Genomic DNA, 24,396 nt, shown 5'->3' on the forward strand with positions numbered 1-24,396 from the left:
CCGAGGGCGTCCCCGGGAGGAGATCCCGGGGACGCCCTTCGTCGTTCCCCGGGCACCCGGTGTTCGAATACAGGGCGGGTTACGGCCACTCTCCACAGATTCGGCGACTTTCTCCCGTCCACATCCTGGGGACTGTGGAGTTGTCCAGATCGTGTCCACAGCGCCCGCTGTTGAAAGACCATCAGACCAGCTCAGGTACTTGTGGATTCGTGGACGAACGATCTCCACAGACTGTGGACGAAGCGATGATCCACAACCTGTGCACCGAGTTGTCCACCGGCAACCCACAGGATCGGCCCGGTTGTCCCCAGCGAATCCCAGCTTCTCCACAGAGCTGTCCACTGTTCGGCAACCCGGAGCGCGTCCTCACCGTGTCGAGTGAAAGGCGTCACACAAAGGTGCCGGGTTGGGCTGTGGGAAACACGGGTAAAGCTGGGGACGGCACTGGGGAGAACTCCCGCCAGGCTGTGCACGGCGTGTGCAGAACTTTCCGTTCTCCACAGAGACCCGCGGTTGTCCACCGCTTCCGCCCACAGGGCCCGTGGACAAAATTTCCTAGCTGACCTGCGCAAACGCGGTTATCCACGGTTTCCACAGGCCCTACTACTACTCCCGACTAGAGAGAGGTCGGAATCCGTTTCGAAGAGGGTCCTGTGCACAACTCGCCGCCCGGCTCCCGGCTGCCCCTCGTCACGACTTGACCCCGAGAGGCACCTACTGTCAGTGCCGTGCGTCAGACTGGTCCCCGGTGTCCTTCCCCTCACAGGGGCCGACGACGCCGAGACAGACGACGAAGCCAGGCAGGGCGAGAAGCGCCGGCAACAGCAGGAGGCGGCAACAGTGAAGATCCGGGTGGAACGCGACGTACTCGCGGAGGCAGTGGCCTGGGCGGCACGCAGCCTTCCGGCCCGTCCGCCGGCGCCTGTCCTCGCCGGCCTTCTGCTGAAGGCCGAGGACGGCCAGCTGAGCCTGTCCAGCTTCGACTACGAGGTCTCCGCGCGCGTGTCCGTGGAGGCCGAGGTCGAGGAGGAGGGCACCGTGCTCGTCTCCGGCCGCCTCCTCGCGGACATCTCCCGCGCTCTCCCCAACCGCCCGGTCGAGATTTCCACAGACGGTGTACGAGCGACGGTGGTGTGCGGCTCCTCGCGGTTCACCCTGCACACCCTGCCTGTGGAGGAGTACCCGGCGCTTCCGCAGATGCCGAACGCCACGGGCACGGTCCCCGGCGAAGTCTTCGCCGCCGCGGCCGCCCAGGTGGCGATCGCCGCCGGCCGTGACGACACGCTGCCCGTTCTCACCGGTGTGCGCATCGAGATCGAGGGCGACACGGTCACGCTCGCCTCCACCGACCGCTACCGCTTCGCGGTCCGCGAGTTCCTGTGGAAGCCGGAGAACCCGGAGGCCTCCGCGGTCGCCCTGGTGCCCGCCAAGACGCTCCTGGACACCGCCAAGGCGCTCACCAGCGGCGACAGCGTCATCCTGGCGCTGTCCGGCTCGGGCGCGGGCGAGGGCCTGATCGGCTTCGAGGGCGCTGGGCGCCGCACGACGACCCGTCTGCTGGAGGGCGACCTCCCGAAGTACCGCACACTGTTCCCGACGGAGTTCAACTCGGTCGCCGTGATCGAGACCGCCCCCTTCGTGGAGGCCGTCAAGCGTGTGGCCCTGGTCGCCGAGCGGAACACCCCGGTGCGGCTCAGTTTCGAGCAGGGCGTGCTCATTCTGGAGGCCGGCTCCAGCGACGACGCACAGGCTGTGGAAAGGGTCGACGCCCAGCTGGAGGGCGACGACATCTCGATCGCCTTCAACCCGACGTTCCTGCTGGACGGCCTGAGCGCCATCGACTCGCCCGTCGCCCAGCTGTCCTTCACGACGTCCACGAAGCCGGCGCTGCTGAGCGGCAAGCCGGCGGTGGACGCCGAGGCGGACGAGGCCTACAAGTACCTGATCATGCCCGTGCGGCTCAGCGGCTGACGCCTCCATCAGAAACCCGCAGGTCGGGGCGTACGTCTGAGCGGGTATGCCCACAGATGTGAGCGAGCGTCCGGGTTTAGGCTCGGACGCAGGCACGGAAGTGCCGTAACGCCACGTCGCAAAACCTAAGGAACAACTGATGGAGCTCGGTCTCGTCGGCCTCGGCAAGATGGGCGGCAACATGCGCGAGCGGATACGCCGCGCAGGCCACACCGTCCTCGGATACGACCGCAACCCGGATCTCGCCGATGTCCACAGCCTGGAAGAGCTTGTGGGCAAGCTGCAGGGCCCGCGGGTCGTGTGGGTGATGGTCCCGGCCGGTGCCGCCACCCAGTCGACGATCGACGAGCTGGCGGAGCTGCTGGAGCCGGGTGACGTCGTCGTGGACGGCGGCAACTCGCGGTGGACGGACGACGAGAAGCACGCCGAGGAGCTGGCGGCCAAGGGCATCGGCTTCGTCGACTGCGGCGTCTCCGGCGGCGTCTGGGGCCTGGAGAACGGCTATGCGCTGATGTACGGCGGAGACCCGGAGAACGTCGCCAAGGTGCAGCCCGTCTTCGACGCCCTCAAGCCGGAGGGCGATCTCGGCGCCGTGCACGCAGGCAAGGTCGGTGCCGGCCACTTCGCCAAGATGGTCCACAACGGCATCGAGTACGCCATGATGCAGGCCTATGCCGAGGGCTGGGAGCTCCTGGAGAAGGTCGACTCCGTGACCGATGTGCGGGAGGTCTTCCGTTCCTGGCAGGAGGGCACGGTCATCCGTTCCTGGCTGCTGGACCTCGCGGTGAACGCCCTCGACGAGGACGAGCACCTGGACGAGCTGCGGGGTTATGCACAGGACTCCGGTGAGGGACGCTGGACTGTGGAAGCCGCGATCGACAACGCGGTGCCGCTGCCGGCGATCACCGCGTCGCTGTTCGCGCGGTTCGCGTCCCGCCAGGAGGACTCGCCGCAGATGAAGATGATCGCGGCGCTGCGGAACCAGTTCGGCGGCCACGCGGTCGAGAAGAAGTAGTCCACAGGGCCGCCCGGCGGTCCACAACCCTGGGGGAGGTCGGCGAACGACCATGCACGTCACGCATCTGTCGCTGGCCGACTTCCGCTCGTACGCCCGGGTCGAGGTCCCCCTCGACCGGGGCGTCACCGCCTTCGTGGGCCCGAACGGGCACGGCAAGACGAACCTGGTCGAGGCGGTCGGCTATCTCGCCACGCTCGGCAGTCACCGGGTCGCCTCGGATGCCCCGCTGGTGCGCATGGGTGCCGACCGGGCGGTGATCCGGGCGCAGGTCAGACAGGGCGAACGGCAGCAGCTGGTCGAGCTGGAGCTGAACCCGGGAAAGGCCAACCGCGCCCGTATCAACAGGTCCTCGCAGGTCAGACCGCGGGATGTGCTGGGCATCGTACGGAGCGTGCTGTTCGCGCCCGAGGACCTTGCTCTGGTCAAGGGCGATCCCGGTGAGCGGCGCCGCTTCCTGGACGAGCTGATCACCGCCCGCTCTCCGCGGATGGCAGGGGTGCGCTCCGACTACGAGCGGGTCCTCAAGCAGCGCAACACCCTGCTGAAGACGTCCGCGCTGGCCCGCCGACACGGCGGGCGGTCCATGGATCTGTCCACGCTCGACGTCTGGGACCAGCATCTCGCCCGCGCGGGCGCGGAGTTGCTCGCCCAGCGCATGGATCTGATCGCGGCGGTCCAGCCGCTGGCGGACAAGGCGTACGAGCAACTGGCGCCGGGCGGTGGTCCGGTGGCCCTGGAGTACAAGCCGTCGGCGCCGGGTGAGGCGCACACGCGCGAGGATCTCTACGAGCAGCTGATGGCGGCGCTCGCCGACGCCCGCAAGCAGGAGATCGAGCGGGGCGTGACGCTGGTGGGTCCGCATCGGGACGAGCTGCTGCTCAAGCTCGGCCAGCTGCCCGCGAAGGGATACGCCTCGCACGGCGAGTCGTGGTCGTACGCGCTGGCCTTGCGGCTGGCGTCGTACGACTTTCTGCGGGCCGAGGGGAACGAGCCGGTGCTGGTGCTCGACGACGTGTTCGCGGAGCTGGACACCCGTCGCCGTGAACGTCTGGCCGAGCTGGTCGCGCCCGGTGAGCAGGTGCTGGTGACCGCCGCGGTCGACGACGACGTGCCGGATGTTCTGGCGGGGGTCCGGTTCTCGGTGTCGGACGGGGCGGTGGAGCGCGTATGAGCACGGACGAGCCGGCTGCCGGCGGGACCCCTGAACCCTCCGGTGTCGATCTCGCGCGCGTGGCGCTGAGGGCGGCGAGGGAGCAGGCACGCGCGCGTGGGGACGCGGCGCAGCAGAAGAAGCAGGCACGGCGCGGGGGTCTGCGGTCGGGTGCGCGGGCGGACGGGCGGGATCCGATGGCGCTGGGTGCCGCGATCAACCGTCTGATCACGGAGCGGGGCTGGGAGGCGCCGGCCGCGGTGGGCGGTGTCATGGGGCGCTGGCCGCAGATCGTGGGCGAGGACCTTGCCAAGCACTGTGTGCCGGAGCGGTACGACGAGGACGAGCGGGTGCTGGTCGTGCGCTGCGATTCCACGGCGTGGGCGACGAATCTGCGGTTGCTCGCGCCGCAGCTGGTCGCGCGGCTGAACGAGGACCTGGGGCAGGGCACGGTGAAGCTGATCAAGGTGAACGGTCCTGGTGGTCCCACCCGTCGCTACGGCCCCCTGCGTGCCCCTGGCAGCACAGGTCCCGGTGACACCTACGGGTGACGTACATCACGTCGGCGGCTGTCGGGCGGGGCCGGCGGGGGCTCGGTCGTGGAACCGCACGCGGTTGCGAATTCCGACCTGACTCCCAAGTAGCCAAGGGTTGACGCTCGGAAGCGCTGAGTGCCGCTGTGAGCCTCTTGGAGCCCCGCTCCGTATATGGGGACCCGGCCGAGACCGGTTGAGGGCGGCACATGAGGACTCAGGTACCGGCAAACCCCCATCACTGTCGGCGCTACCGGTAGACTGGAAGCCAATCCCGCCCCACACGTGGGGACCGTCCGGGAAAAGCTGAGCAACGCTGATCAAGGCTGATCAAGGCTTACCAACGCAACATGCCGCAGCCGCTCCGGCAACCCTCCCCGGAGGGGACCCCAGAGCCTGGCTCGTGCTGTGCCAGAAAGGGCGCTTCGTGGCCGATTCCGGCAACCCCAACGAGAACATCCCGTCCACCGACGCCGGCGTGAACGGCGAGGTCAACGCCTCGTACGACGCCAGCGCCATCACCGTCCTCGAGGGTCTGGACGCGGTCCGCAAGCGACCCGGTATGTACATCGGCTCGACCGGTGAGCGCGGACTTCACCACCTCGTGTACGAGGTGGTCGACAACTCCGTCGACGAGGCGCTGGCCGGCCACGCGGACACCATCGATGTGACGATCCTCGCCGACGGCGGTGTGCGTGTCGTCGACAACGGCCGTGGCATTCCGGTGGGCATCGTCCCCTCCGAGGGCAAGCCGGCCCTCGAGGTCGTGCTGACCGTGCTGCACGCGGGCGGCAAGTTCGGCGGTGGCGGCTACGCGGTCTCCGGTGGTCTGCACGGCGTCGGTGTCTCCGTCGTGAACGCGCTGTCCTCGAAGGTGGCCGTCGAGGTCCGCACGGACGGCCACCGCTGGACGCAGGACTACAAGATGGGCGTGCCGACGGCCCCGCTGGCCCAGCACGAGGCCATCGAGGAGACGGGCACGTCGGTCACCTTCTGGGCCGACGCCGACATCTTCGAGACCACCGACTACTCCTTCGAGACGCTCTCGCGGCGCTTCCAGGAGATGGCGTTCCTCAACAAGGGTTTGACGATCAAACTCACGGACGAGCGCGAGTCGGCGAAGGCGACCTCCGGGGCCGACGAGGCGGGCGCCGACGAGACGGCCGAGGTCAAGACCGTCACGTACCACTACGACGGCGGCATCGTCGACTTCGTGAAGTACCTCAACTCCCGCAAGGGGGACGCGGTGCACCCGTCGGTGATCGACCTGGAGGCGGAGGACAAGGAGAAGAGCCTCTCCCTCGAAGTCGCGATGCAGTGGAACAGCGGCTACAGCGAGGGCGTGTACTCCTTCGCCAACATCATCCACACGCACGAGGGCGGTACGCACGAAGAGGGCTTCCGCGCCGCGCTCACCAACCTGATCAACAAGTACGCGCGCGACAAGAAGCTGCTGCGCGAGAAGGACGACAACCTCACGGGTGACGACATCCGCGAGGGTCTGACCGCGATCATCTCGGTGAAGCTCAGCGAGCCGCAGTTCGAGGGCCAGACCAAGACCAAGCTGGGCAACACGGAGGCGAAGACCTTCGTGCAGAAGGCCGTCTACGAGCACCTCAACGACTGGCTGGACCGCAACCCGAACGAGGCGGCGGACATCGTCCGCAAGGGCATCCAGGCGGCCACCGCGCGCGTGGCGGCCCGCAAGGCCCGTGACCTGACGCGCCGCAAGGGCCTGCTGGAGACCGCTTCGCTGCCCGGCAAGCTCTCCGACTGCCAGTCGAACGACCCCACCAAGTGCGAGATCTTCATCGTCGAGGGTGACTCCGCCGGCGGCTCGGCCAAGTCCGGCCGCAACCCGCAGTACCAGGCGATCCTCCCGATCCGCGGCAAGATCCTCAATGTGGAGAAGGCGCGGATCGACAAGATCCTGCAGAACCAGGAGATCCAGGCGCTGATCTCCGCGTTCGGCACCGGAGTCCACGAGGACTTCGACATCGAGAGGCTGCGCTACCACAAGATCATTCTGATGGCGGACGCCGACGTCGACGGCCAGCACATCAACACCCTGCTGCTGACCTTCCTGTTCCGCTTCATGCGGCCGCTGGTCGAGGCCGGGCACGTGTTCCTGTCGCGTCCCCCGCTCTACAAGATCAAGTGGGGCAGGGACGACTTCGAGTACGCGTACTCCGACCGCGAGCGCGACGCACTGATCGAGCTGGGCAAGCAGGCCGGCAAGCGGATCAAGGACGACTCGGTCCAGCGCTTCAAGGGTCTCGGTGAGATGAACGCCGAGGAGCTGCGCGTGACGACCATGGACCAGGAGCACCGTGTGCTCGGCCAGGTCACGCTCGACGACGCCGCCCAGGCCGACGACCTGTTCTCGGTCCTCATGGGCGAGGACGTCGAGGCGCGCCGCCAGTTCATCCAGCGCAATGCCAAGGACGTCCGCTTCCTCGACATCTGAGTCGGTCTCAGCTGACCGCATCAGAAAGGATCTTCACCAGCAATGGCCGACGAGAACATTCCCGTGACCCCTGAAGAGGGCGGCGAGATCACTCTGCGCGTCGAGCCCGTCGGGCTCGAGACGGAGATGCAGCGCTCCTACCTCGACTACGCGATGTCCGTCATCGTCTCGCGTGCGCTGCCGGACGTCCGGGACGGTCTCAAGCCCGTCCACCGCCGGGTGCTGTACGCCATGTACGACGGCGGCTACCGCCCCGAGCGCGGCTTCTACAAGTGCGCCCGTGTCGTCGGCGACGTCATGGGCAACTACCACCCGCACGGCGACTCCTCCATCTACGACGCGCTGGTCCGCCTTGCGCAGCCGTGGTCGATGCGGATGCCGCTGGTGGACTCCAACGGCAACTTCGGCTCTCCGGGCAACGACCCGGCGGCGGCCATGCGCTACACCGAGTGCAAGATGGCGCCGTTGTCGATGGAGATGGTCCGCGACATCGACGAGGAGACCGTCGACTTCACGGACAACTACGACGGCCGCTCCCAGGAGCCGACCGTCCTGCCGGCCCGGTTCCCGAACCTGCTGATCAACGGCTCGGCCGGTATCGCGGTCGGCATGGCGACCAACATCCCGCCGCACAACCTGCGCGAGGTCGCGGCCGGCGCCCAGTGGTACCTGGAGAACCCGGAGGCCTCGCACGAGGAACTCCTGGACGCCCTCATCGAGCGCATCAAGGGCCCCGACTTCCCGACCGGCGCCCTGGTGGTGGGCCGCAAGGGCATCGAGGAGGCGTACCGCACGGGCCGCGGCTCGATCACCATGCGCGCGGTCGTCGAGGTCGAGGAGATCCAGAACCGCCAGTGCCTGGTGGTCACCGAGCTGCCGTACCAGGTCAACCCGGACAACCTCGCACAGAAGATCGCCGACCTGGTCAAGGACGGCAAGATCGGCGGCATCGCGGACGTCCGCGACGAGACGTCGTCCCGTACGGGCCAGCGGCTGGTCATCGTCCTCAAGCGGGACGCGGTCGCCAAGGTCGTGCTGAACAACCTCTACAAGCACACCGATCTGCAGACCAACTTCGGCGCCAACATGCTGGCGCTGGTCGACGGCGTGCCGCGCACCCTCTCCCTCGACGCGTTCATCCGCCACTGGGTGACGCACCAGATCGAGGTCGTCGTCCGCCGTACGCGCTTCAGGCTGCGCAAGGCGGAGGAGCGGGCGCACATCCTGCGCGGTCTGCTGAAGGCCCTGGACGCCATCGACGACGTCATCGCCCTGATCCGGGGCAGTCAGACCGTCGAGATCGCGCGCACGGGCCTGATGGGCCTCCTGGAGATCGACGAGATCCAGGCGAACGCCATCCTCGAGATGCAGCTGCGACGGCTGGCCGCCCTGGAGCGCCAGAAGATCGTCCAGGAGCACGACGAACTCCAGGCGAAGATCAACAAGTACAACCAGATCCTCGCCTCCCCGGTCCGCCAGCGCGGCATCGTCAGCGAGGAGCTGGCGGCGATCGTCGAGAAGTACGGCGACGACCGCAAGACCAAGCTGATCCCCTACGACGGCGACATGTCCATCGAGGACCTCATCGCCGAGGAGGACATCGTGGTCACCGTCACCCGCGGTGGCTACGTCAAGCGCACCAAGGCGGACGACTACCGGGCGCAGAAGCGCGGCGGCAAGGGCGTACGGGGCACGAAGCTCAAGGAAGACGACATCGTCGACCACTTCTTCGTGTCGACCACGCACCACTGGCTGCTGTTCTTCACCAACAAGGGCCGTGTGTACCGGGCGAAGGCGTACGAGCTGCCGGACGCCGGCCGGGACGCGCGCGGCCAGCACGTCGCGAACCTGCTGGCCTTCCAGCCGGACGAGGCGATCGCGGAGATCCTCGCGATCCGCGACTACGAGGCGGCGCCCTATCTGGTCCTGGCCACCAAGGGCGGTCTGGTCAAGAAGACGCCTCTGAAGGATTACGATTCGCCGCGCTCCGGTGGTGTCATCGCGATCAACCTTCGGGAAACCGAGGACGGTTCCGACGATGAACTGATCGGAGCGGAACTCGTCTCGGCCGATGACGATCTGCTTCTGATCAGCAAGAAGGCTCAGTCGATCAGGTTCACCGCGACCGACGAAGCACTGCGTCCCATGGGTCGTGCCACCTCGGGTGTCAAGGGCATGAGCTTCCGCGAGGGCGACCAACTGCTCTCGATGAATGTTGTTCGACCCGGTACGTTCGTGTTCACTGCCACGGACGGCGGGTACGCGAAGCGGACCGCCGTCGACGAGTACCGCGTCCAGGGTCGCGGCGGCCTCGGCATCAAGGCCGCCAAGATCGTCGAGGATCGCGGATCCCTCGTCGGTGCGCTGGTGGTCGAGGAGACCGACGAGATCCTCGCCATCACGCTGTCCGGCGGTGTGATTCGTACGCGAGTCAACGAGGTCAGGGAGACGGGCCGTGACACCATGGGCGTCCAACTGATCAATCTGGGCAAGCGCGATGCCGTGGTCGGCATCGCACGTAACGCGGAAGCGGGACGCGAGGCGGAGGAGGTCGACGGTGACGTTGCCGTCGACGAGACCGCCGAGAGTGCCGCGACCAGCGGTACGGTCGAGGGTGAGGCGCCCCCGGCCGAGTAACACGAGGAGTGAGTGAGTCATCGTGAGCGGAGCCACGGGCGCCGGATCGACCGGTACGAACACGGACGGCAGCGGCCGTGGCTCCGCCGCGAACACGACTGACCCGCACACGACGAACCTCAAGCCGATCAAGTCATCCGCGACTGACTCGCGCTCGCGCGAGACACATGGACCCCAGGGGGGAACTGTGACGGACACCCGAGGTCCGCAGGCCCATCGGGGCCAGACCGCGGCCACCCCGGTCGCCCACGCTCAGCCGCCGGCCCAGCCCGTGGCACCGTCGGCCAACTCCCCGCTGCCCGGGGAGCGCCAGCCGCAGCAGGCCGGCGGGCCCTACCACCCGCCGCAGGCCTATCCCACCCAGGCCCCGGCGGGCGTCGTACGCCGCCCGCGCACCGGCGCGCGCACCATGCCCCGCACCCGCAAGGCACGTCTGCGGGTGGCCAAGGCCGACCCCTGGTCGGTGATGAAGGTCAGCTTCCTGCTCTCCATCGCGCTGGGCATCTGCACGATCGTCGCGTCCGCGGTGCTGTGGATGGTCATGGACGCGATGGGCGTCTTCTCGACCGTCGGCGGCACGATCTCGGAGGCCACCGGCTCCAACGAGTCGAACGGCTTCGACCTGCAGTCCTTCCTGTCGCTTCCGCATGTCCTGATGTTCGCGACGATCATCTCCGTCATCGACGTCGTCCTCGCGACGGCGCTGGCGACGCTCGGCGCGTTCATCTACAACCTCTCCGCGGGCTTCGTCGGCGGCATCGAGCTCACGCTCGCCGAGGACGAGTGACATCGGGGCAGGCCTTCACCGCGACAGCGGTTCAAACCTCTGCCGAGGGTCCTGCGACAACCGATTTTGGGACTGCCCATGTCGTGCGCTAATCTTCAGGAGTCGGCGCGCGGGACACACACCGCAGAGCGCGGCGGGGCTATAGCTCAGTTGGTTAGAGCGCATCCCTGATAAGGATGAGGCCACAGGTTCAAATCCTGTTAGCCCCACCAGCACAAAGACCCCCGGTCCGGATGGCTCGGGGGTCTTTCACATCTACGGCTGACTTCAGCCGCCGGGGTCCAGGTCGGCCTAGGATCGGCGGATGACCTTGGAATGGGAACAGGTAATCGTTCACTCGGTGGATCCGGAGGCCTTGGGGCAGTGGTGGGCCACGGCTCTTGGCTGGGTCGTGGTCCACTCCTCCGATGATGAGTTCGAGATCCGCCCGGAGCCGGATCGCCTGCCAGGGCTGGACTTCGTCCGGATTGATGAGAGCAAGAAGGTCAAGAGCCGGCTGCATCTCGACTTCAGGCCTGATGACCAGGACGCCGAGGTGGCTCGCCTTGAGACTCATGGCGCGAAGCGTGTCGACATCGGCCAGGGCGACCAGTCGTGGGTTGTCATGGCGGACCCCGAAGGCAACGAGTTCTGCGTCCTTGGCCAACTGCGCCACTGAGAACCCCTGAGAACGCGCGTGTCCAGCCTGGCGCGCATGCAGTTCAGTTGCGGCCTTTGACATACAGAAGACCCCCGGGGCTCGTGCCTGGGGGTCTTCGTCGTCTCTTTCTCAGGGGCGTTGTACGCAAGATCGCCGTTACGTCGTGGACGTGAGAGAGAAGCGGGTGACGCGCTGTGAGGTGCCGTGCTGTCAGCGCTGGAGAGGGGCCGTGGGCTTCTCGGGCGTCACGGCGGTGTCGCACAGGGAGTCTGCCGTGGAGGCCGCGTCCGTCTGGGGGCGGTGGCGGCAGCTTGGGGACTTGCCGTGGGCCTCGGCGTGGATGCGCTGCTTCATCGTGGGGGGCAGGGACCTGGCGTGGAGCCAGGACCAGTGGAGCATCGCCGGTGCCGGCCTATCGGCGGCAGGAGCGCTCGTGCTGTCGCTGTTGCGCGCTGCCTCGGTCTGCGGTACCGCCGCCGCGGCGGCCGGCGTGACGAGCCCGAGCGCCGTGAACAGCGCGAGGAAGGCGGTGACGATGGCGGTCCACAGGTTCATGACCTTGTTCTTGGTCATGGCCCCTCACTTTCGGGTCGGGCGATTTGCGTACTTTCCTCATGATGTGTATGGGGGTCGCGAAACCGTGGACCGACGCCCATGACGCGTCGATCTTCGGATGAACACCACTCGGATGGACGCAAGAGGCATGAAAAGTGGAAGAGCAGGGACGTATGCGGTCAAAGGGACCGTCCGTGAGAGAGTGATCACTCTCTGATCGGAGCAGTACCTTCCGCTTCTACTGCGGCGTTGCCCAAGGAAGTTGAGGGGCCGACGCAGGTCACCGATCGATATCGGTCGGTGTGTATAGTCGGGCGGCAGAGGTCCCCTACGTCAAGGAAAGACGAGGTCGCGCGGTGAAGAAGCTTCTCCTGGTCGCACTGGCCGCCATCGGCGGGCTCCTCGTGTACCGCCAGATCCAGGCGGATCGCGCCGAGCAGGATCTGTGGACGGAGGCGACTGACTCCGTGCCCACGGGTTCGTGAGTACCGTCAATCGAGCATTCTGAACAGACCCCGGCCGTCTTCACGGTCGGGGTTTTGTGTTGCCAGGATGGGCCCCGGTCCCACGGTCGGGGCACACGACGAAGGGTGGCGCATGATCGGGCGGCGTACGACGGGGTGGTACGCGAGGACGTCGTGCGGTCGTCCGTCCCTGCACGCGCGCGTGGCCGCCGTCGGCGCGGTGCTGTGCGCGGCCGCCCTGCTGCCCGGTCCGACCGCGTCGGCAGCAGGCACCCCGGGCCCCTACGGCTTCGCCGAGGACGCCCGCTCCGTCCAGGGCGCGACGAGCACCACGGACGCCGAACGCCTGAGTCCCGGCACGACCTACACGAGCTCCCTCCCGACCACCGGCAAGCTCTACTACAGCCTCGAACTCGACTCCACATCGAACGCATACGTCTCCGCCACCGCCGTCCCCCCTGAGGGCACGACGGTCTCCGCGAGCGACGGCATCAGGGTGTCCGTACAGGACGCCAACGGCAGCTCCTGCTCCTTCGAGACCGCGAGCATCGGCTCGAGCCGCAGCACGCACCCCATCACCGCCGTGGGCGCCCGCGAGGCCAAACCCACAGGCACCCTGTGCCAGGGCGGCGGCACCTACTACGTGGTCGTCGAGCGCGTCGCCAGAACGGAAGCCTCGCCGGCAGCCTGGGACCTGGAGCTCACCCCCGTACTGGAGCCGCGCCTGAAGCGGACCGGCGAGACGAGTGCGCCCGAAGCCTGGAACTCTGCCTCGCCCGCGCCCCTCACCGGCGGAGCGACCCGCCGCACGGGCGGCACGGGCTTCGCCTCGGCCCGCCTCCTCTCCCCGGGGGTCTGGCGCGACGACATCCGGCCCGGCCAGACCCTCTTCTACAGAGTGCCGGTCGACTGGGGCCGGCAGCTCTACGCCACCGCCGACCTGGGCAGTGCCTCGAGCGGGGACCGCGGCTTCGTGCCCGGCGCCCTGGACATGTCGCTGTACAACCCGGTGCGCGACAAGGTCGAGGACGCGGGTGTCAGCTACGACGGCAGCCAGAAATCGGCCGTCCTCGACCCACTGCCGCCGGTCGCGTACCCCAACCGCTACGCCGCCGTGGGCCGGGTGAACACCATGCGGTTCGCCGGCTCCTATTACCTCGTTGTGCACCTGGCGGCGCAGGTCGCCGACGAATTCGGGGATGTCCCGATCGGGCTGAAGCTTCGGGTGCGGGTCGAGGGTGCGACGAAGGCCGGGCCCGGTTACTCGGGACAGTCCGCACCGGAGGGCCTGTTCGGGATCACCGCACAGGACCGGGCAGCGGCGCCGGAGGGGCACGGTGGGGCCGGAGGCGAGGACGCGGACGCCACGATGAAGCTGCTCGCCGCGGGCGGGATCGGTACGGGCTCGGTTCTGCTGGCGGTGCTCGGGGTGTGGACGGCGGTCGCACGGCGGAGGGCCGGAGCCGGAGCCGGAGCCTGACGGCGCTGACGCGGGGGTGTGGCGGGGCGTGGGCCGGCCGCGGCCGAGATGCGGGCCGAGGCGGAGCCCGAACGGTCCAGAACGCCGGAACGGTCCAGCCCGCCGGTCAACGGTCCAGCCCGCCCGTCAGATGTGAGCCAGTGCCCAGAAACCCACCGCGTAGCAGGCCAGCGCGAGCAGCAGGAGCGGGACTGCGACCCGCGCCGGTGGTCCGGGACGGCGGGCGGCGCGACGGCCCGCACGGCCGGCCCGATGCCGTCGCTGGGGAATCTGCTGCGCGGGAGGCGGAACCTGCGGGCCTTGAGCGGTGTACGAAGCAGTAGAGGCATCGGTGCCCTGGTGCCGGGCCGGACCGGGAGCAGGGGTCGGCGTCAGCGCCTGGTCGGGATAGTGCGGCACATGAGCTCGGGGGGAGGACAGCACATGCGTGGGGTCGTAGGGGGAGACATGGGGGGAGTGGTCCTGGCCGTGGTGGTGTGCGGGGGCCTGATGCTGCGGCTGTGGCTGCACTCGCGCAGGCGACGGCGGCTGGGCCTGGGCAGGGGACTCGGCGTGCGGTGCCGGTGCAGCGGGCGTCCGAGAGGAGGTCACGGTCGCCTGCGGAGGCGGCAGATGGAAGCTTCCGGTGTCCGACATGCTGGGCGGCTGCGCCGGGCCCGACGGCTCCGGGGGGAGGCCCGGCACGGCCGGAGCGTGAGCGGGCGGGGACGGCGTTCCGTCCGGCACCGACTGCGGCCCGGTGCCACGAGGACCGGGTTCTACGACGCGTGCGCCCGCCGAGGCCGGCGGTATGGACCCGGTGCCGGGCCCGGCGGCCACGGAGCCGACGCCACCGCCGACAACTGGCCCGTCCTCGCCCCCCGGCAGCGACGGCGACTCACCCGCGGACCGGGAAGTCCCCGCACCCGCCCCGGCCCCCGGTCCCGCGACCACGCCCCGCGCAGGTTTGAGCGGACCGTCCGGACCGAACCCCGGTGGCAGTGGCCCGAGTTGGTCGAAGATCTCGATCAACTCGTCGTCGGGGCCCGGATCCGGCAGGAGGTCGGGCACCGAGGCGAGCGCCTTGCGCGCCCCCGTGGCCGTCCGGAACCGTGCCTGCGGATCCGGCTGCAGCAGCGAGGCCACAACCTGCCACAGCGGCTCGGGAACGCCCTTGGGCGCACTCGGTGTTCCGTGCTCCGCGAAGTACTGGATGATCGCCTTGGCGTCCGGTTTGGCGCCCTCCAGCAGATACAGCGCCACCAGTCCCACGGCGAACAGGTCGGCGGGGAAGTCCGGTTCCGCACCCATCATCTGTTCGGGCGCCAGATAACCCGGCGTCCCCACCACGAGGTTGGTCTCCGTCAGACGCGGCTCACCCAGCCGCATCGCGATGCCGAAGTCGGACAGCCGCAACCGCGGCCGTGCCGTGCCCGTGGCTTCGAGCAGCACATTGGCGGGCTTGACGTCACGGTGCACGACACCTTCCGCGTGCACCGCGGCCAGTCCCGCCAGCAGTTGGTCGAGCAGCGTGCAGACGAACGCCGGCGGCAGCGGGCCGTAGTCCCCGACCAGGTGGACCAGCGAACCGCCGCCGACCAGGTCCATCGTGAACAGGACCTTGTCGTCGTCGGCGGCCCAGCTGGCGGGCGCGAGCACATGGGGGTGATCGATCCGCAGCGCCTGCTCACGGACGAAGCGCAGCAGCGAGTGCGCGTCTCGCTGCTGAAGGACCTTGGCCGCCACATACCGTCGGCGGCGATGGTCCCAGGCACGCCATACGGCGCCGACTCCTCCACGCCCGATCGGGTCGGCCAGTTCGTACCGGCCGGCGAAGACCTCACCCATGGCAGTGCGCCGCTCCTCCCCCTTCGGTTACCCCCCTTGCTTCCCCCACGAGGAGCGATACGACCCTCCCGGCGCCGCATTCCTGTGAGGGACACACCCCCGCGTGTCCCGCACGGAGAGGGCGCGTACCCCCCTCGCGCCCCTCCTCGGCCGTCGGCCCGGTCCCCGAACCCCCTTCGGTGACGGGCCCGTTGGCTCAGTTCTGGTGGGACTGGTAGTGCGCGACCGCGTCAGAGGTCCGGCCCGCGCCGTACACCCGGAGGAACTCTGCCAGTTCCGGGTAGGTCGGGGCGAGGGTGTCGGCCGCATCGATGATGTCCCCCGCCGCCGCCACCGAGCGCAGCAGCGACTGGATCTCGCGGACCACCCGCTTGACGGTGGGCGCCCCCGAACTGCTCGTCGTCTGCGTCGTGTTGCTGAGCACCGATCCCCCCTGGGACTTCTTGATCTCGTCCATGCGATCGGTCGCCTCTGCCGCGCTCACGCTGCCGTCCGCGACCTGCCCCGCCAGATCCTGCAGCAGCTGGACCCGCTGCACCACTGCGGGATTGCCGATCTTCGCCCGCTGCCCGCTCATCAGCTGCGACAGCATCGGTGCCGACAGACCGAGTACCCCCGCCAGGCGAGCCTGATTGAGCCCAAGATCGTCTATGAGCTTACGGAAGAGCGCCCCCAGAGGCTCCCCGTACCAGTTCCGCTGCAGTTCCCGCGCTCTTGCGGTCGCTTCCTGCTGTGCGGCGTCCATTGCGTCTCCCCATCGCTTCCCCAAGTACTGTGGTTCGCTGTAGCGAACCACGCCGAGCATCTTACGGAGAGTGGTCGTTCATAGGGACCCCCAATCTTTTTGCGAGATACCCGGGGCGACCCGGTACTCTGGTCTGCGGCGCCCGACGGAATGCGGTTCACCGGTCGGACGCTCCTCTTCCGGGGCCTTAGCTCAGTTGGTAGAGCGCTGTCTTTGCATGGCAGATGTCAGGGGTTCGACTCCCCTAGGCTCCACACCTCGGACCGGCCGGACGCCCTCAACGGGCCTCTGGCCGGTTTTTGCATGCACGGGACTCGCCGACGTGACGTGCGTCACGCAGCATTGTGAGGGGCGTTGCAGGCCTTTGCGCAAACATCCCCGGCGGTCGGTCGCGGTGGGGTGGCGGCGCAGGTGCCCACGAGGAGGCTGGAGGTCCGTCGAGGGGTGCAGACCGTGCGTGAGCTGGGCTTCAGTAAGGTGCGTAATCAATGAGCAGCAGAGCGTAAGGAAAGTCTGCACGGAATCTGCACGCTCAAGCCGTTGCAAACGTCATCAAGGGCGGGGGCGGTAAACGCTCTGTGCCGGTTCCACGTGAAACATCGCCCGGGGGCAGGAGACATGAAGTCTCCTGCCCCCGGGCGATGTTGACGAGAACGAGCGAGGCCCGCCGGGCTCACGGACGATCGTCGCGGTCCGCGGCCTCCTCCTCGGCTTGCTTGGCCTCTACCTCGGGGTCAAGCACGGACTGATGGCCGCTGCCGTCCACCGACGACAATCCGCTCGACTCGGGCACCTCCGTCGCGGCAGGCGGCTCGACCAGCCAGTCCGGGTTGGCCTGCTTGTCCCACCACTTCCAGGCGGCGAAAGCGCCACCCGCGACAAGCCCCAGAACCGCCAGCGCCCTGGCGAGACGACCGGCCCGCGCCCGTCGCTCTTGCCTGCGGGCGAGCTTCTGGATCTCCTTCGCCGAGACCTGGCCGCGCAGTGCGGCCAACGCGGCGACGGACCGCGCGGCGGCTTCCTCCCTCACGGGCCCGGCCGCGGCCACCGCCTGCTCGATCCTCGGCCGGGAGTAGTCGGCGGCCTGCTGGGCAGCCTTGCGGGTACGGATGGCAGCCTCTTGCGCGGCCTGATCCACCTTCGGCGGCACATGGGTACGGGCCTGCTCCAGGCGCGGCACGACATGTGTGTCGTACTGGACGCGGGCCTGTTCGGCGGCCTGCGACACCCTCGGCGCGAGCCGTACGCGTGCCTCATGTGCGTAGTGCGCGGCCCTGTCCTTGGCCGTGTCGGCGTAGGGCGCCACCACTTCCGCGGCGTGCAGCACGCTGTCCTTCGCCGAGCCGGTCGCGGCGCGCACGCTGTCGATGCGGGTCACGGGTTCCTCCTCCTCGGTGGCGTACGGTATTTCGACTTTCCACCCTTTTACGGATCATGCCTGCCAACGAGCCCTGGGGCATGTGAGGGCGGGCATCCGGGTCACGCGGGATGACTCCGATCAGGAACTGCTCAACAGCTGATCAACTGCAATAGCGGATGAATACGGGGCAACAGGAGCTTGTCGTCGACAATGCCACGGATCGCCGCCCGGCGCCCCCGGCCCGGGACCACTCGACCGGCTTTTCTGCGACCGAACCTCCCGAACCGCCCGTCTTGCCCGGCTGTCGGGCGACGCACAGCCCGAAGCGTGCAAGGATCGGAGGGGCACAAGAAGACAACGGAAGGCAGATCGTGGCCGAGCAGCTCTACGCCACCCTGAAGACGAACCACGGCGACATCGAAGTCCGGCTCCTGCCGAACCACGCCCCCAAGACGGTCCGGAACTTCACCGAGCTCGCGCAGGGCGAGCGCGAATGGACCCACCCCGCCACCGGTGAGAAGTCCACCAAGAAGCTCTACGACGGCACGATCTTCCACCGCGTCATCAGCGGTTTCATGATTCAGGGCGGCGACCCCCTGGGCACCGGCATCGGTGGCCCCGGCTACGAATTCGAGGACGAGTTCCACCCCGACCTCGCCTTCAACAAGCCCTACCTGCTCGCCATGGCCAACGCCGGCCCGGGTACCAATGGCTCGCAGTTCTTCATCACCGTCGCCCCGACGGCCTGGCTGAACCGCAAGCACACCATCTTCGGCGAGGTCACCGACCCCGCCAGCCAGAAGGTCGTGGACGCCATCGCCACCGCCCCCACCACTCGCCCCAACGACCGCCCGGTCAACGACGTCGTCATCGAGTCCGTCGTCATCGAGACGCGCCAGAGCTGAGACACCCCTGCCCACGGGCAGATCCCAGCGGACCGCGCCCGAAGGGAACCATTCGCCCCGCTCGTCCGTATGGATGAGCGGGGCGGGGCATGTGCGGACGACGACTTAGGGGATCTCATGGACCAGGCGCCAGGCAGCCCGCAGGGCCCGGAGGACCACGGCACCCGGCCCGCCCAGAGCCTGCCCGGCTGCTACCGCCACCCGGACCGCGAGACCGGCATCCGCTGCACCCGCTGCGACCGCCCCATCTGCCCCGAATGCATGGTCAACGCCTCCGTCGGCTTCCACTGCCAGGACTGCGTCCGCGGCAGCGGACTCGCCCCCAACGCCGCCCGCCCGCGCACCATCGCCGGCGGTTCCGTCACCGCCGACCCCCGCCTCGTCACCAAAATCCTCATCGGGATCAACGTCGCGGTCTTCATCGCCGTCCAAGTCAGCACTTCGCTGCTGAACGACCTGGTCCTGCTCGGTGCATGGCCGCCGGCGCCGTTCACACCCACCGAGGGCGTCGCGGACGGCGACTGGTACCGCATGGTGACCACGATGTTCACCCACCAGGAAATCTGGCACATCGCGTTCAACATGCTCAGCCTGTGGTGGCTCGGCGGCCCACTCGAAGCAGCCCTCGGGCGGGCCCGCTATCTCACGCTCTACCTCGTCTCGGGCCTCGCGGGCAGCGCACTCGCCTATCTGCTCGCCTCCCCCACCACCGCCACCCTCGGCGCCTCCGGCGCGATCTTCGGCCTCTTCGGCGCCACCGCCGTGCTCATGCGCCGCCTCAACTACGACATGCGGCCCATCATCGCGCTGCTGGTCATCAACCTGATCTTCACCTTCAGTCCCGGGTTCAACATCTCCTGGCAGGCCCACATCGGCGGGCTCGTCGCCGGTGTCGTGACTGGCTACGCCATGGTCCACGCCCCTCGCAAGCACCGGGCGCTGATCCAGTACGGCACCTCCGCCCTGGTGCTGGCCGTGGTCGTGCTCATGACCGTGCTGAGGACCGCACAGCTCACCTGAGCAGGGCTTGTCCACAGCGTGTGGCGGATCTTGTGCATACGGTGCGGGAACAGGTGTGCCCCCTGACCCCGACCAACGTTCCTGCAGGTCAGAGCAGGGGGCGAACAAGTTTTCGGTTGCCGGTCAGTCAGTCACACCGGCGTCAACACTCGATGGGTTATCCACAGATCGTCTTTTCTTTTCCCCAGCGTGTGGACAGGGCCTGTGGATAACTCAGTGGATAGCCCTGGGTAGAGGTACGTTCACTGCCCGGTGGCCCTTACTTCCACTGCGTCGAGACGCCGAAGCCGGCCGCGATGAAGCCGAAGCCGACCACGATGTTCCAGTTGTCCAGCTTGTCGATGGGCAGCGAACCGTCGGTGACGTAGAAGACGACGATCCAGGCCAGGCCGATCACAAACATGGCCAGCATCACGGGCGCGACCCAGGCGCGGCTGTTCAGCTTGATGGAGGCCCCCTGCTTCGCGGGGGGCGGCGAGTAGTCGGCCTTCTTGCGGATACGTGACTTCGGCACGAGGGTCTCTCCTGTCGATGCGCTGCGTGGCCGCGCAGGGAACTGGCGTGGGCTCCGGGGCAGCGTACAAGGGGACACTGAGTGCTCCCCCGGGCGTCAGTTAGCGTAGTGCTTCCGCGGCGCCGAAGGAGATAAGGGTACGTTGAGCAATTCTGCCGACTCCCCCGGGACAGGATCCAGCCCTGCCGATGTGCGCCGTTTCCGGCCGGTGCGGGTGCTCACGGTGGGCGTCTTCGCTCTCGCGGGGCTCATCTTCTTCACCAGTTTCAATACGGCCAAGGGCACCAATATCCGCACGGATGCGTCGCTTCTGAAGCTGTCCGACCTCATTCATGAGCGCAGCCGCAAGAACGGTGAGCTGGAGGAGTCCAACGGGTCCTTGCGCAGCGACGTCGAGTCGCTCGCCGAGCGGGACGACGGCAGCACGAAGGCGGAGGACGACAAGCTGGCGGCCCTGGAGAAGCGTGCGGGGACGCAGAAGCTCAGCGGTGACGCGGTCACCGTGACGCTCAATGACGCTCCGCCGGACGCCACCGCCAAGCTCCCCGGCTATCCCGAGCCGCAGCCGGACTACCTGGTGATCCACCAGCAGGACCTGCAGGCGGTGGTGAACGCCCTGTGGAAGGGCGGTGCCAAGGGGATCAAGGTCATGGACCAGCGGCTGATCTCCACGAGTGCGGTGCGCTGTGTGGGCAACACGCTGATCCTGCAGGGCCGGGTCTACTCGCCGCCGTACAAGATCACGGCGGTGGGTGATCCGGACAGTCTCCAGAAGGCGCTCGCGGAGAGTCCCGCGATTCAGAACTACATGGTGTACGTCAACGTCTATGGGCTCGGCTGGAAAGTCGAGGAGGACGGGCCGGTGACTCTTCCCGGCTACTCGGGCACAGTGGATCTGCAGTACGCCCAACCCGTCGAGTAGGTCGTGTGAGCCCCCGGGGGAGCTGCCGGTGCGCGCCGTGGTCAGGACCGTCAGTGAACTGTGCATCACCGCCGGCACCCTGATCGTGTTGCTCGTGGTGTACGTGCTGTTCTGGACGGGTGTGCGGGCCGATGGGGCCATGGAGCACCAGATCGACCTGTTGCAGGACCAGTGGGCGAGGAGCAGTGCGCGGCCGTCGGCGTCCGGTGGCGATGCCGCTGCCGGTCCCGAGGAGCCCGCGCCCTACACGTACGGCCGGCCCTTCGCGCTCATGTACATCCCCCGGCTTGGTTTCACGTGGAACAAGCCCGTGCTGGAGGGCACCGGCACAGGAGTCCTCAAGAAGGGGCTGGGGCACTACGCGCGCACCGCGCAGCTGGGCCAGAAGGGCAATTTCGCGGTTGCCGGTCACCGACGTACATACGGGGATCCGTTCAAGGACTTTCCGAAGCTGCGTCGGGGGGATGCGGTGGTGCTGACGGACGGGCTGACCTGGTTCACGTATCGGATCGACCGAGGGCCTTACAAAACAGTGCCGTCGGACGTCGAGGTAATCGACGCTGTGCCACGTAAGTCGGGGTATACGCGTGCGGGGCGGTATCTGACGTTGACGACGTGCGACCCGGAGTGGGGGCACAGTCACCGGCTGATCGTCTGGGCGCACCTGGACTCGACACAGCCTGTGGAGGCAGGGAAACCTCGGGCTCTGCGCCGTTAGTCTGGTGCGGTACGGCGTGAGTCTGGTGCCGTGGTGCGATGGAAGGGACGGCATGTACGGCTGGATCTGGCGGCATCTGCCGGGGAACGCGTGGGTGAAGGCGTTCATCTCGCTCGTGTTGATCATGGCCGTGGTCTACGTCCTGTTCCAGTACGTGTTTCCGTGGGCCGAACCGCTGCTTCCCTTCAACGATGTGACGGTGGACAACCAGTGAGTGCGCGGATTCTCGTCGTCGACAACTACGACAGCTTTGTCTTCAACCTGGTCCAGTACCTGTATCAGCTGGGTGCCGAGTGCGAGGTTCTGCGCAACGACGAGGTGTCGACGGCGCATGCGCAGGACGGGTTCGACGGTGTGCTGCTCTCGCCGGGTCCGGGCACGCCGGAGGAGGCGGGCGTCTGCGTCGAGATGGTGCGGCACTGCGCGGCGACCGGGGTGCCGGTGTTCGGCGTGTGTCTGGGAATGCAGTCGATGCAGGTGGCGTACGGGGGTGTGGTGGACCGGGCGCCGGAGCTGCTGCACGGCAAGACCTCGCTGGTCGAGCACGAGGGCAGGGGTGTGTTCGCGGGTCTGCCGTCGCCGTTCACCGCGACGCGGTACCACTCGCTCGCGGCGGAGCCGGCTACCGTGCCGGGCGAGCTGGAGGTCACGGCGCGTACGCACGACGGGATCATCATGGGGCTGCGGCACCGTGAACTGCCGGTCGAGGGCGTGCAGTTCCATCCTGAGTCGGTGCTGACGGAGCACGGGCACCGGATGCTGGCCAACTGGCTGGTGGAGTGCGGTGACCAGGGTGCGGTGGCGAGGTCGGCGGGGCTTGCCCCGGTGGTGGGCAGGGCCACGGCGTGACCGCGCTGCGTCCCGAGCGCGAGGACTCGTACGGCGGTGCGTCGTACGCGTCGTACGGCTCGGTGCCGCCGTACGAACCACCGATCGACGACGAGACGGTGGGGCTGAGGATTCCGGCGCCTGCGGTCGGCAGCCCCAGATCGGCTTCTGGCGCCTCATCGGTCTCCTCTGCCTCGGGAGTTGCCCCGGGCGGCCGTGCGGCCCGCAGAAAGGCCGCCAAGCGCCGTCATGGGCGCCATGGCGGGGCACCCGGCGCGTCGCGTGCGGCATCGCGGGAGGACGGCCGGTCCGGCGCGCCGTTGTCGCGTGTGGAGGCCCGCCGCCAGGCGCGGGCGCGCAAGCCCGGTGCGGCGGTGGTCGCGAGCCGGGCGATCGGCGAGGTGTTCATCACCACCGGTGTGCTGATGCTGCTGTTCGTGACCTACCAGTTGTGGTGGACGAATGTGCGGGCGCATGCGCAGGCGGACAAGGAGACGAGCAGCCTCCAGGACGACTGGGCGAGCGGCAGGCGGGCGCCGGGCGAGTTCGAGCCGGGCCAGGGCTTCGCCATCCTGCACATACCGAGCCTGGACGTGGTGGTGCCGATCGCCGAGGGGATCAGCAACAAGAAGGTGCTGGACCGGGGCATGGTGGGCCACTACGGCGAGGGGCCGTTGAAGACGGCGATGCCGGACGCGAAGACGGGAAACTTCGCGCTCGCCGGGCATCGCAACACACACGGTGAGCCGTTCCGGTACATCAACAAGCTTGAGCAGGGCGACGCGATCGTCGTGGAGACGCAGGACGAGTACTACGTCTACAAGATGTCGTCGATGCTGCCGGTGACCGCTCCGAGCAACACGAGCGTCATCGACCCCGTCCCGAAAGGGTCCGGTTTCACCGCGCCTGGCCGGTACATCACCCTTACGACGTGTACACCGGAGTTCACCAGTAAGTACCGGTTGATCGTCTGGGGCAAGATGGTCGAGGAACGGCCGCGCAGCAAGGGCAAGCCGGATGCGCTCGTCGAGTAGGGGCAGATGAACGTGGCAGCGACCACCGACGACACTGAGCACGAAGAGCACATCGGCGCACCCGCGTACCCGCCCGCACCGCGGCGCGGCGGTATGGGCCGGATCGCGTTCGCGGTGAGCGTCTTCGGTGAACTCCTCATCACCGCGGGCCTGGTTCTGGGCCTGTTCGTCGTCTACTCGCTGTGGTGGACGAACGTCCTTGCCGACCGCAAGGCCGACCGGGAGGGCGACAAGGTCCGCGACAACTGGGCGGGCTCGGGGCCGGGTGCGCTCGACACGGGGAACGGCATCGGCTTTCTGCATGTGCCCGCGATGCGGAACGGCGAGGTGCTGGTCGAGAAGGGCACATCGGCGGAGATCCTCAACGACGGCGTCGCCGGCTATTACACGGACCCCGTCAAGTCGGCGCTGCCGACCACCGGAAAGAAGGGCAACTTCACACTCGCCGCCCACCGGGACGGCCACGGGGCGAAGTTCCACAACATCGACAAGGTGAAGGTCGGCGACCCGGTCGTCTTCGAGACGAAGGACAAGTGGTACGTCTACAAGGTCTACGACGTCCTTCCCGAGACGTCGAAGTACAACGTCAAGGTCCTCTCGGCCGTTCCGGAGGAGTCGGGCAGGAAAAAGCCCGGCCACTACATCACGCTGACGACCTGCACACCGGTGTTCACGTCGGAGTACCGGTATGTGGTGTGGGGGGAGCTGGTGCGGGTGGACGACGTGGACCGGGCACGGACCGTGCCGAAGGAACTGCGCTGACCGAGCTCCTGGAAGGCACCCGGCAGAGCCCCGACCCCCTGTCACCAGGGAGCCGGGGC

At 68.0% G+C, this 24,396-nt stretch carries 23 protein-coding genes and 2 tRNA genes; 20 read left to right on the forward strand and 5 right to left on the reverse strand.

The annotated features are described in order from the left end of the window. Positions 1-840 precede the first annotated feature (840 nt). The 9 genes from dnaN (at position 841) to F7R91_RS06285 (ending at position 11,221) form a co-directional block, all read left to right on the forward strand. Positions 841-1,971, forward strand: coding sequence for a DNA polymerase III subunit beta (gene dnaN, locus F7R91_RS06245; protein ID WP_150945604.1), 1,131 nt, complete (start codon positions 841-843; stop codon positions 1,969-1,971). Positions 1,972-2,110: 139 nt separating this feature from the next. Beyond that, a complete protein-coding gene (gene gnd / locus F7R91_RS06250) occupies positions 2,111-2,986 on the forward strand; it encodes a phosphogluconate dehydrogenase (NAD(+)-dependent, decarboxylating) (protein WP_150945310.1) in 876 nt (291 codons plus the stop codon). Between the two features lie 52 nt (positions 2,987-3,038). Continuing rightward, complete coding sequence (gene recF, locus F7R91_RS06255) at positions 3,039-4,160, forward strand: DNA replication/repair protein RecF (RefSeq protein ID WP_150945311.1); 1,122 nt, start codon at positions 3,039-3,041, stop codon at positions 4,158-4,160. Further along, entirely contained in the window at positions 4,157-4,690 is a 534-nt protein-coding gene (locus F7R91_RS06260) for a DUF721 domain-containing protein (RefSeq protein ID WP_150945313.1), read from the forward strand. Before recF ends, F7R91_RS06260 begins: the two co-directional genes overlap by 4 nt. Positions 4,691-5,075: 385 nt before the next feature. Further along, positions 5,076-7,139: a DNA topoisomerase (ATP-hydrolyzing) subunit B gene (gyrB, locus tag F7R91_RS06265; protein WP_150945315.1), complete on the forward strand. Its 2,064-nt coding sequence runs from the start codon at positions 5,076-5,078 to the stop codon at positions 7,137-7,139. Between the two features lie 42 nt (positions 7,140-7,181). Next, positions 7,182-9,776, forward strand: a complete 2,595-nt coding sequence (gene gyrA / locus F7R91_RS06270; RefSeq protein WP_150945317.1) for a DNA gyrase subunit A — start codon at positions 7,182-7,184, stop codon at positions 9,774-9,776. Between the two features lie 22 nt (positions 9,777-9,798). Next, positions 9,799-10,563: a DUF3566 domain-containing protein gene (locus F7R91_RS06275; RefSeq protein WP_150945319.1), complete on the forward strand. Its 765-nt coding sequence runs from the start codon at positions 9,799-9,801 to the stop codon at positions 10,561-10,563. A 135-nt stretch (positions 10,564-10,698) separates the two neighbouring features. Then, positions 10,699-10,775 (forward strand) — tRNA-Ile (locus F7R91_RS06280). Positions 10,776-10,867: 92 nt separating this feature from the next. Beyond that, entirely contained in the window at positions 10,868-11,221 is a 354-nt protein-coding gene (locus F7R91_RS06285; protein WP_150945321.1) for a VOC family protein, read from the forward strand. Positions 11,222-11,413: 192 nt separating this feature from the next. Here the strand turns inward: F7R91_RS06285 and F7R91_RS06290 are convergent, their stop codons facing one another. Then, complete coding sequence (locus F7R91_RS06290; protein ID WP_150945322.1) at positions 11,414-11,776, reverse strand: DUF6344 domain-containing protein; 363 nt, start codon at positions 11,774-11,776, stop codon at positions 11,414-11,416. A gap of 338 nt (positions 11,777-12,114) precedes the next feature. Here F7R91_RS06290 and F7R91_RS06295 point away from each other — a divergent pair, with 338 nt between their 5' ends. Beyond that, on the forward strand, positions 12,115-12,243 hold the full coding sequence (locus F7R91_RS06295) for a DLW-39 family protein (protein ID WP_003999697.1): 129 nt from the start codon (positions 12,115-12,117) through the stop codon (positions 12,241-12,243). A gap of 112 nt (positions 12,244-12,355) precedes the next feature. After that, on the forward strand, positions 12,356-13,702 hold the full coding sequence (locus F7R91_RS06300) for a hypothetical protein (RefSeq protein WP_150945324.1): 1,347 nt from the start codon (positions 12,356-12,358) through the stop codon (positions 13,700-13,702). Between the two features lie 126 nt (positions 13,703-13,828). Here the strand turns inward: F7R91_RS06300 and F7R91_RS06305 are convergent, their stop codons facing one another. Together F7R91_RS06305 and F7R91_RS06310 are read right to left on the reverse strand one after the other, a co-directional pair. Further along, complete coding sequence (locus tag F7R91_RS06305) at positions 13,829-15,529, reverse strand: serine/threonine-protein kinase (protein ID WP_150945325.1); 1,701 nt, start codon at positions 15,527-15,529, stop codon at positions 13,829-13,831. 196 nt (positions 15,530-15,725) lie between these two features. Then, a complete protein-coding gene (locus F7R91_RS06310) occupies positions 15,726-16,274 on the reverse strand; it encodes a helix-turn-helix domain-containing protein (RefSeq protein ID WP_150945327.1) in 549 nt (182 codons plus the stop codon). A 181-nt stretch (positions 16,275-16,455) separates the two neighbouring features. Here F7R91_RS06310 and F7R91_RS06315 point away from each other — a divergent pair. Continuing rightward, positions 16,456-16,528: transfer RNA gene (locus F7R91_RS06315), tRNA-Ala, on the forward strand. Between the two features lie 419 nt (positions 16,529-16,947). On the opposite strand, the gene F7R91_RS06320 is transcribed toward F7R91_RS06315, so the two are convergent. Continuing rightward, a complete protein-coding gene (locus F7R91_RS06320; protein ID WP_150945329.1) occupies positions 16,948-17,652 on the reverse strand; it encodes a DUF5324 family protein in 705 nt (234 codons plus the stop codon). A 353-nt stretch (positions 17,653-18,005) separates the two neighbouring features. Here F7R91_RS06320 and F7R91_RS06325 point away from each other — a divergent pair, with 353 nt between their 5' ends. Both F7R91_RS06325 and F7R91_RS06330 read left to right on the forward strand, forming a co-directional pair. Then, positions 18,006-18,539 carry a peptidylprolyl isomerase gene (locus tag F7R91_RS06325; protein WP_150945331.1) on the forward strand — a complete coding sequence of 178 codons (534 nt, stop codon included), beginning with the start codon at positions 18,006-18,008 and terminating at the stop codon, positions 18,537-18,539. 117 nt (positions 18,540-18,656) lie between these two features. Further along, complete coding sequence (locus F7R91_RS06330) at positions 18,657-19,559, forward strand: rhomboid family intramembrane serine protease (protein WP_150945333.1); 903 nt, start codon at positions 18,657-18,659, stop codon at positions 19,557-19,559. 259 nt (positions 19,560-19,818) lie between these two features. Here the strand turns inward: F7R91_RS06330 and crgA are convergent, their stop codons facing one another. After that, complete coding sequence (crgA, locus tag F7R91_RS06335) at positions 19,819-20,073, reverse strand: cell division protein CrgA (protein ID WP_150945335.1); 255 nt, start codon at positions 20,071-20,073, stop codon at positions 19,819-19,821. Between the two features lie 142 nt (positions 20,074-20,215). On the opposite strand from crgA, the gene F7R91_RS06340 reads away from it, so the two are divergent. The 6 genes from F7R91_RS06340 to F7R91_RS06365 are packed head-to-tail and all read left to right on the forward strand — an operon-like array spanning position 20,216 to position 24,337. Beyond that, positions 20,216-20,995, forward strand: a complete 780-nt coding sequence (locus F7R91_RS06340; RefSeq protein WP_150945337.1) for a DUF881 domain-containing protein — start codon at positions 20,216-20,218, stop codon at positions 20,993-20,995. A 28-nt stretch (positions 20,996-21,023) separates the two neighbouring features. Next, the gene (locus F7R91_RS06345) at positions 21,024-21,713 is read left to right on the forward strand and encodes a class E sortase (protein WP_150945339.1); all 690 of its coding nucleotides are present in this window, start codon (positions 21,024-21,026) and stop codon (positions 21,711-21,713) included. A gap of 52 nt (positions 21,714-21,765) precedes the next feature. After that, positions 21,766-21,927, forward strand: a complete 162-nt coding sequence (locus F7R91_RS06350) for a hypothetical protein (protein ID WP_191971371.1) — start codon at positions 21,766-21,768, stop codon at positions 21,925-21,927. Beyond that, positions 21,924-22,562 (forward strand): aminodeoxychorismate/anthranilate synthase component II, encoded by a 639-nt coding sequence (locus F7R91_RS06355; RefSeq protein WP_150945343.1) that lies wholly within the window; start codon positions 21,924-21,926, stop codon positions 22,560-22,562. Before F7R91_RS06350 ends, F7R91_RS06355 begins: the two co-directional genes overlap by 4 nt. Beyond that, positions 22,559-23,575, forward strand: coding sequence for a class E sortase (locus F7R91_RS06360; protein ID WP_150945345.1), 1,017 nt, complete (start codon positions 22,559-22,561; stop codon positions 23,573-23,575). Before F7R91_RS06355 ends, F7R91_RS06360 begins: the two co-directional genes overlap by 4 nt. Before the next feature lie 12 nt (positions 23,576-23,587). Continuing rightward, positions 23,588-24,337, forward strand: coding sequence for a class E sortase (locus F7R91_RS06365; protein ID WP_408056010.1), 750 nt, complete (start codon positions 23,588-23,590; stop codon positions 24,335-24,337). The last annotated feature ends 59 nt before the right edge of the window (positions 24,338-24,396 follow it).

This window comes from Streptomyces luteolifulvus, assembly GCF_008806595.1.
GTDB classification, from domain to species: Bacteria; Actinomycetota; Actinomycetes; order Streptomycetales; family Streptomycetaceae; genus Streptomyces; species Streptomyces luteolifulvus.

Bases quoted from the DNA above. Each gene is read 5' to 3' on its own strand.
- gnd (WP_150945310.1), top strand. From the start codon at position 2,111: ATGGAGCTCGGTCTCGTCGGCCTCGGCAAGATGGGCGGCAACATGCGC.
- recF (WP_150945311.1), top strand. From the start codon at position 3,039: ATGCACGTCACGCATCTGTCGCTGGCCGACTTCCGCTCGTACGCCCGG.
- F7R91_RS06260 (WP_150945313.1), top strand. From the start codon at position 4,157: ATGAGCACGGACGAGCCGGCTGCCGGCGGGACCCCTGAACCCTCCGGT.
- gyrA (WP_150945317.1), top strand. From the start codon at position 7,182: ATGGCCGACGAGAACATTCCCGTGACCCCTGAAGAGGGCGGCGAGATC.
- F7R91_RS06285 (WP_150945321.1), top strand. From the start codon at position 10,868: ATGACCTTGGAATGGGAACAGGTAATCGTTCACTCGGTGGATCCGGAG.
- F7R91_RS06290 (WP_150945322.1), bottom strand. From the start codon at position 11,776: ATGACCAAGAACAAGGTCATGAACCTGTGGACCGCCATCGTCACCGCC.
- F7R91_RS06300 (WP_150945324.1), top strand. From the start codon at position 12,356: ATGATCGGGCGGCGTACGACGGGGTGGTACGCGAGGACGTCGTGCGGT.
- F7R91_RS06305 (WP_150945325.1), bottom strand. From the start codon at position 15,529: ATGGGTGAGGTCTTCGCCGGCCGGTACGAACTGGCCGACCCGATCGGG.
- F7R91_RS06310 (WP_150945327.1), bottom strand. From the start codon at position 16,274: ATGGACGCCGCACAGCAGGAAGCGACCGCAAGAGCGCGGGAACTGCAG.
- F7R91_RS06330 (WP_150945333.1), top strand. From the start codon at position 18,657: ATGGACCAGGCGCCAGGCAGCCCGCAGGGCCCGGAGGACCACGGCACC.
- F7R91_RS06350 (WP_191971371.1), top strand. From the start codon at position 21,766: ATGTACGGCTGGATCTGGCGGCATCTGCCGGGGAACGCGTGGGTGAAG.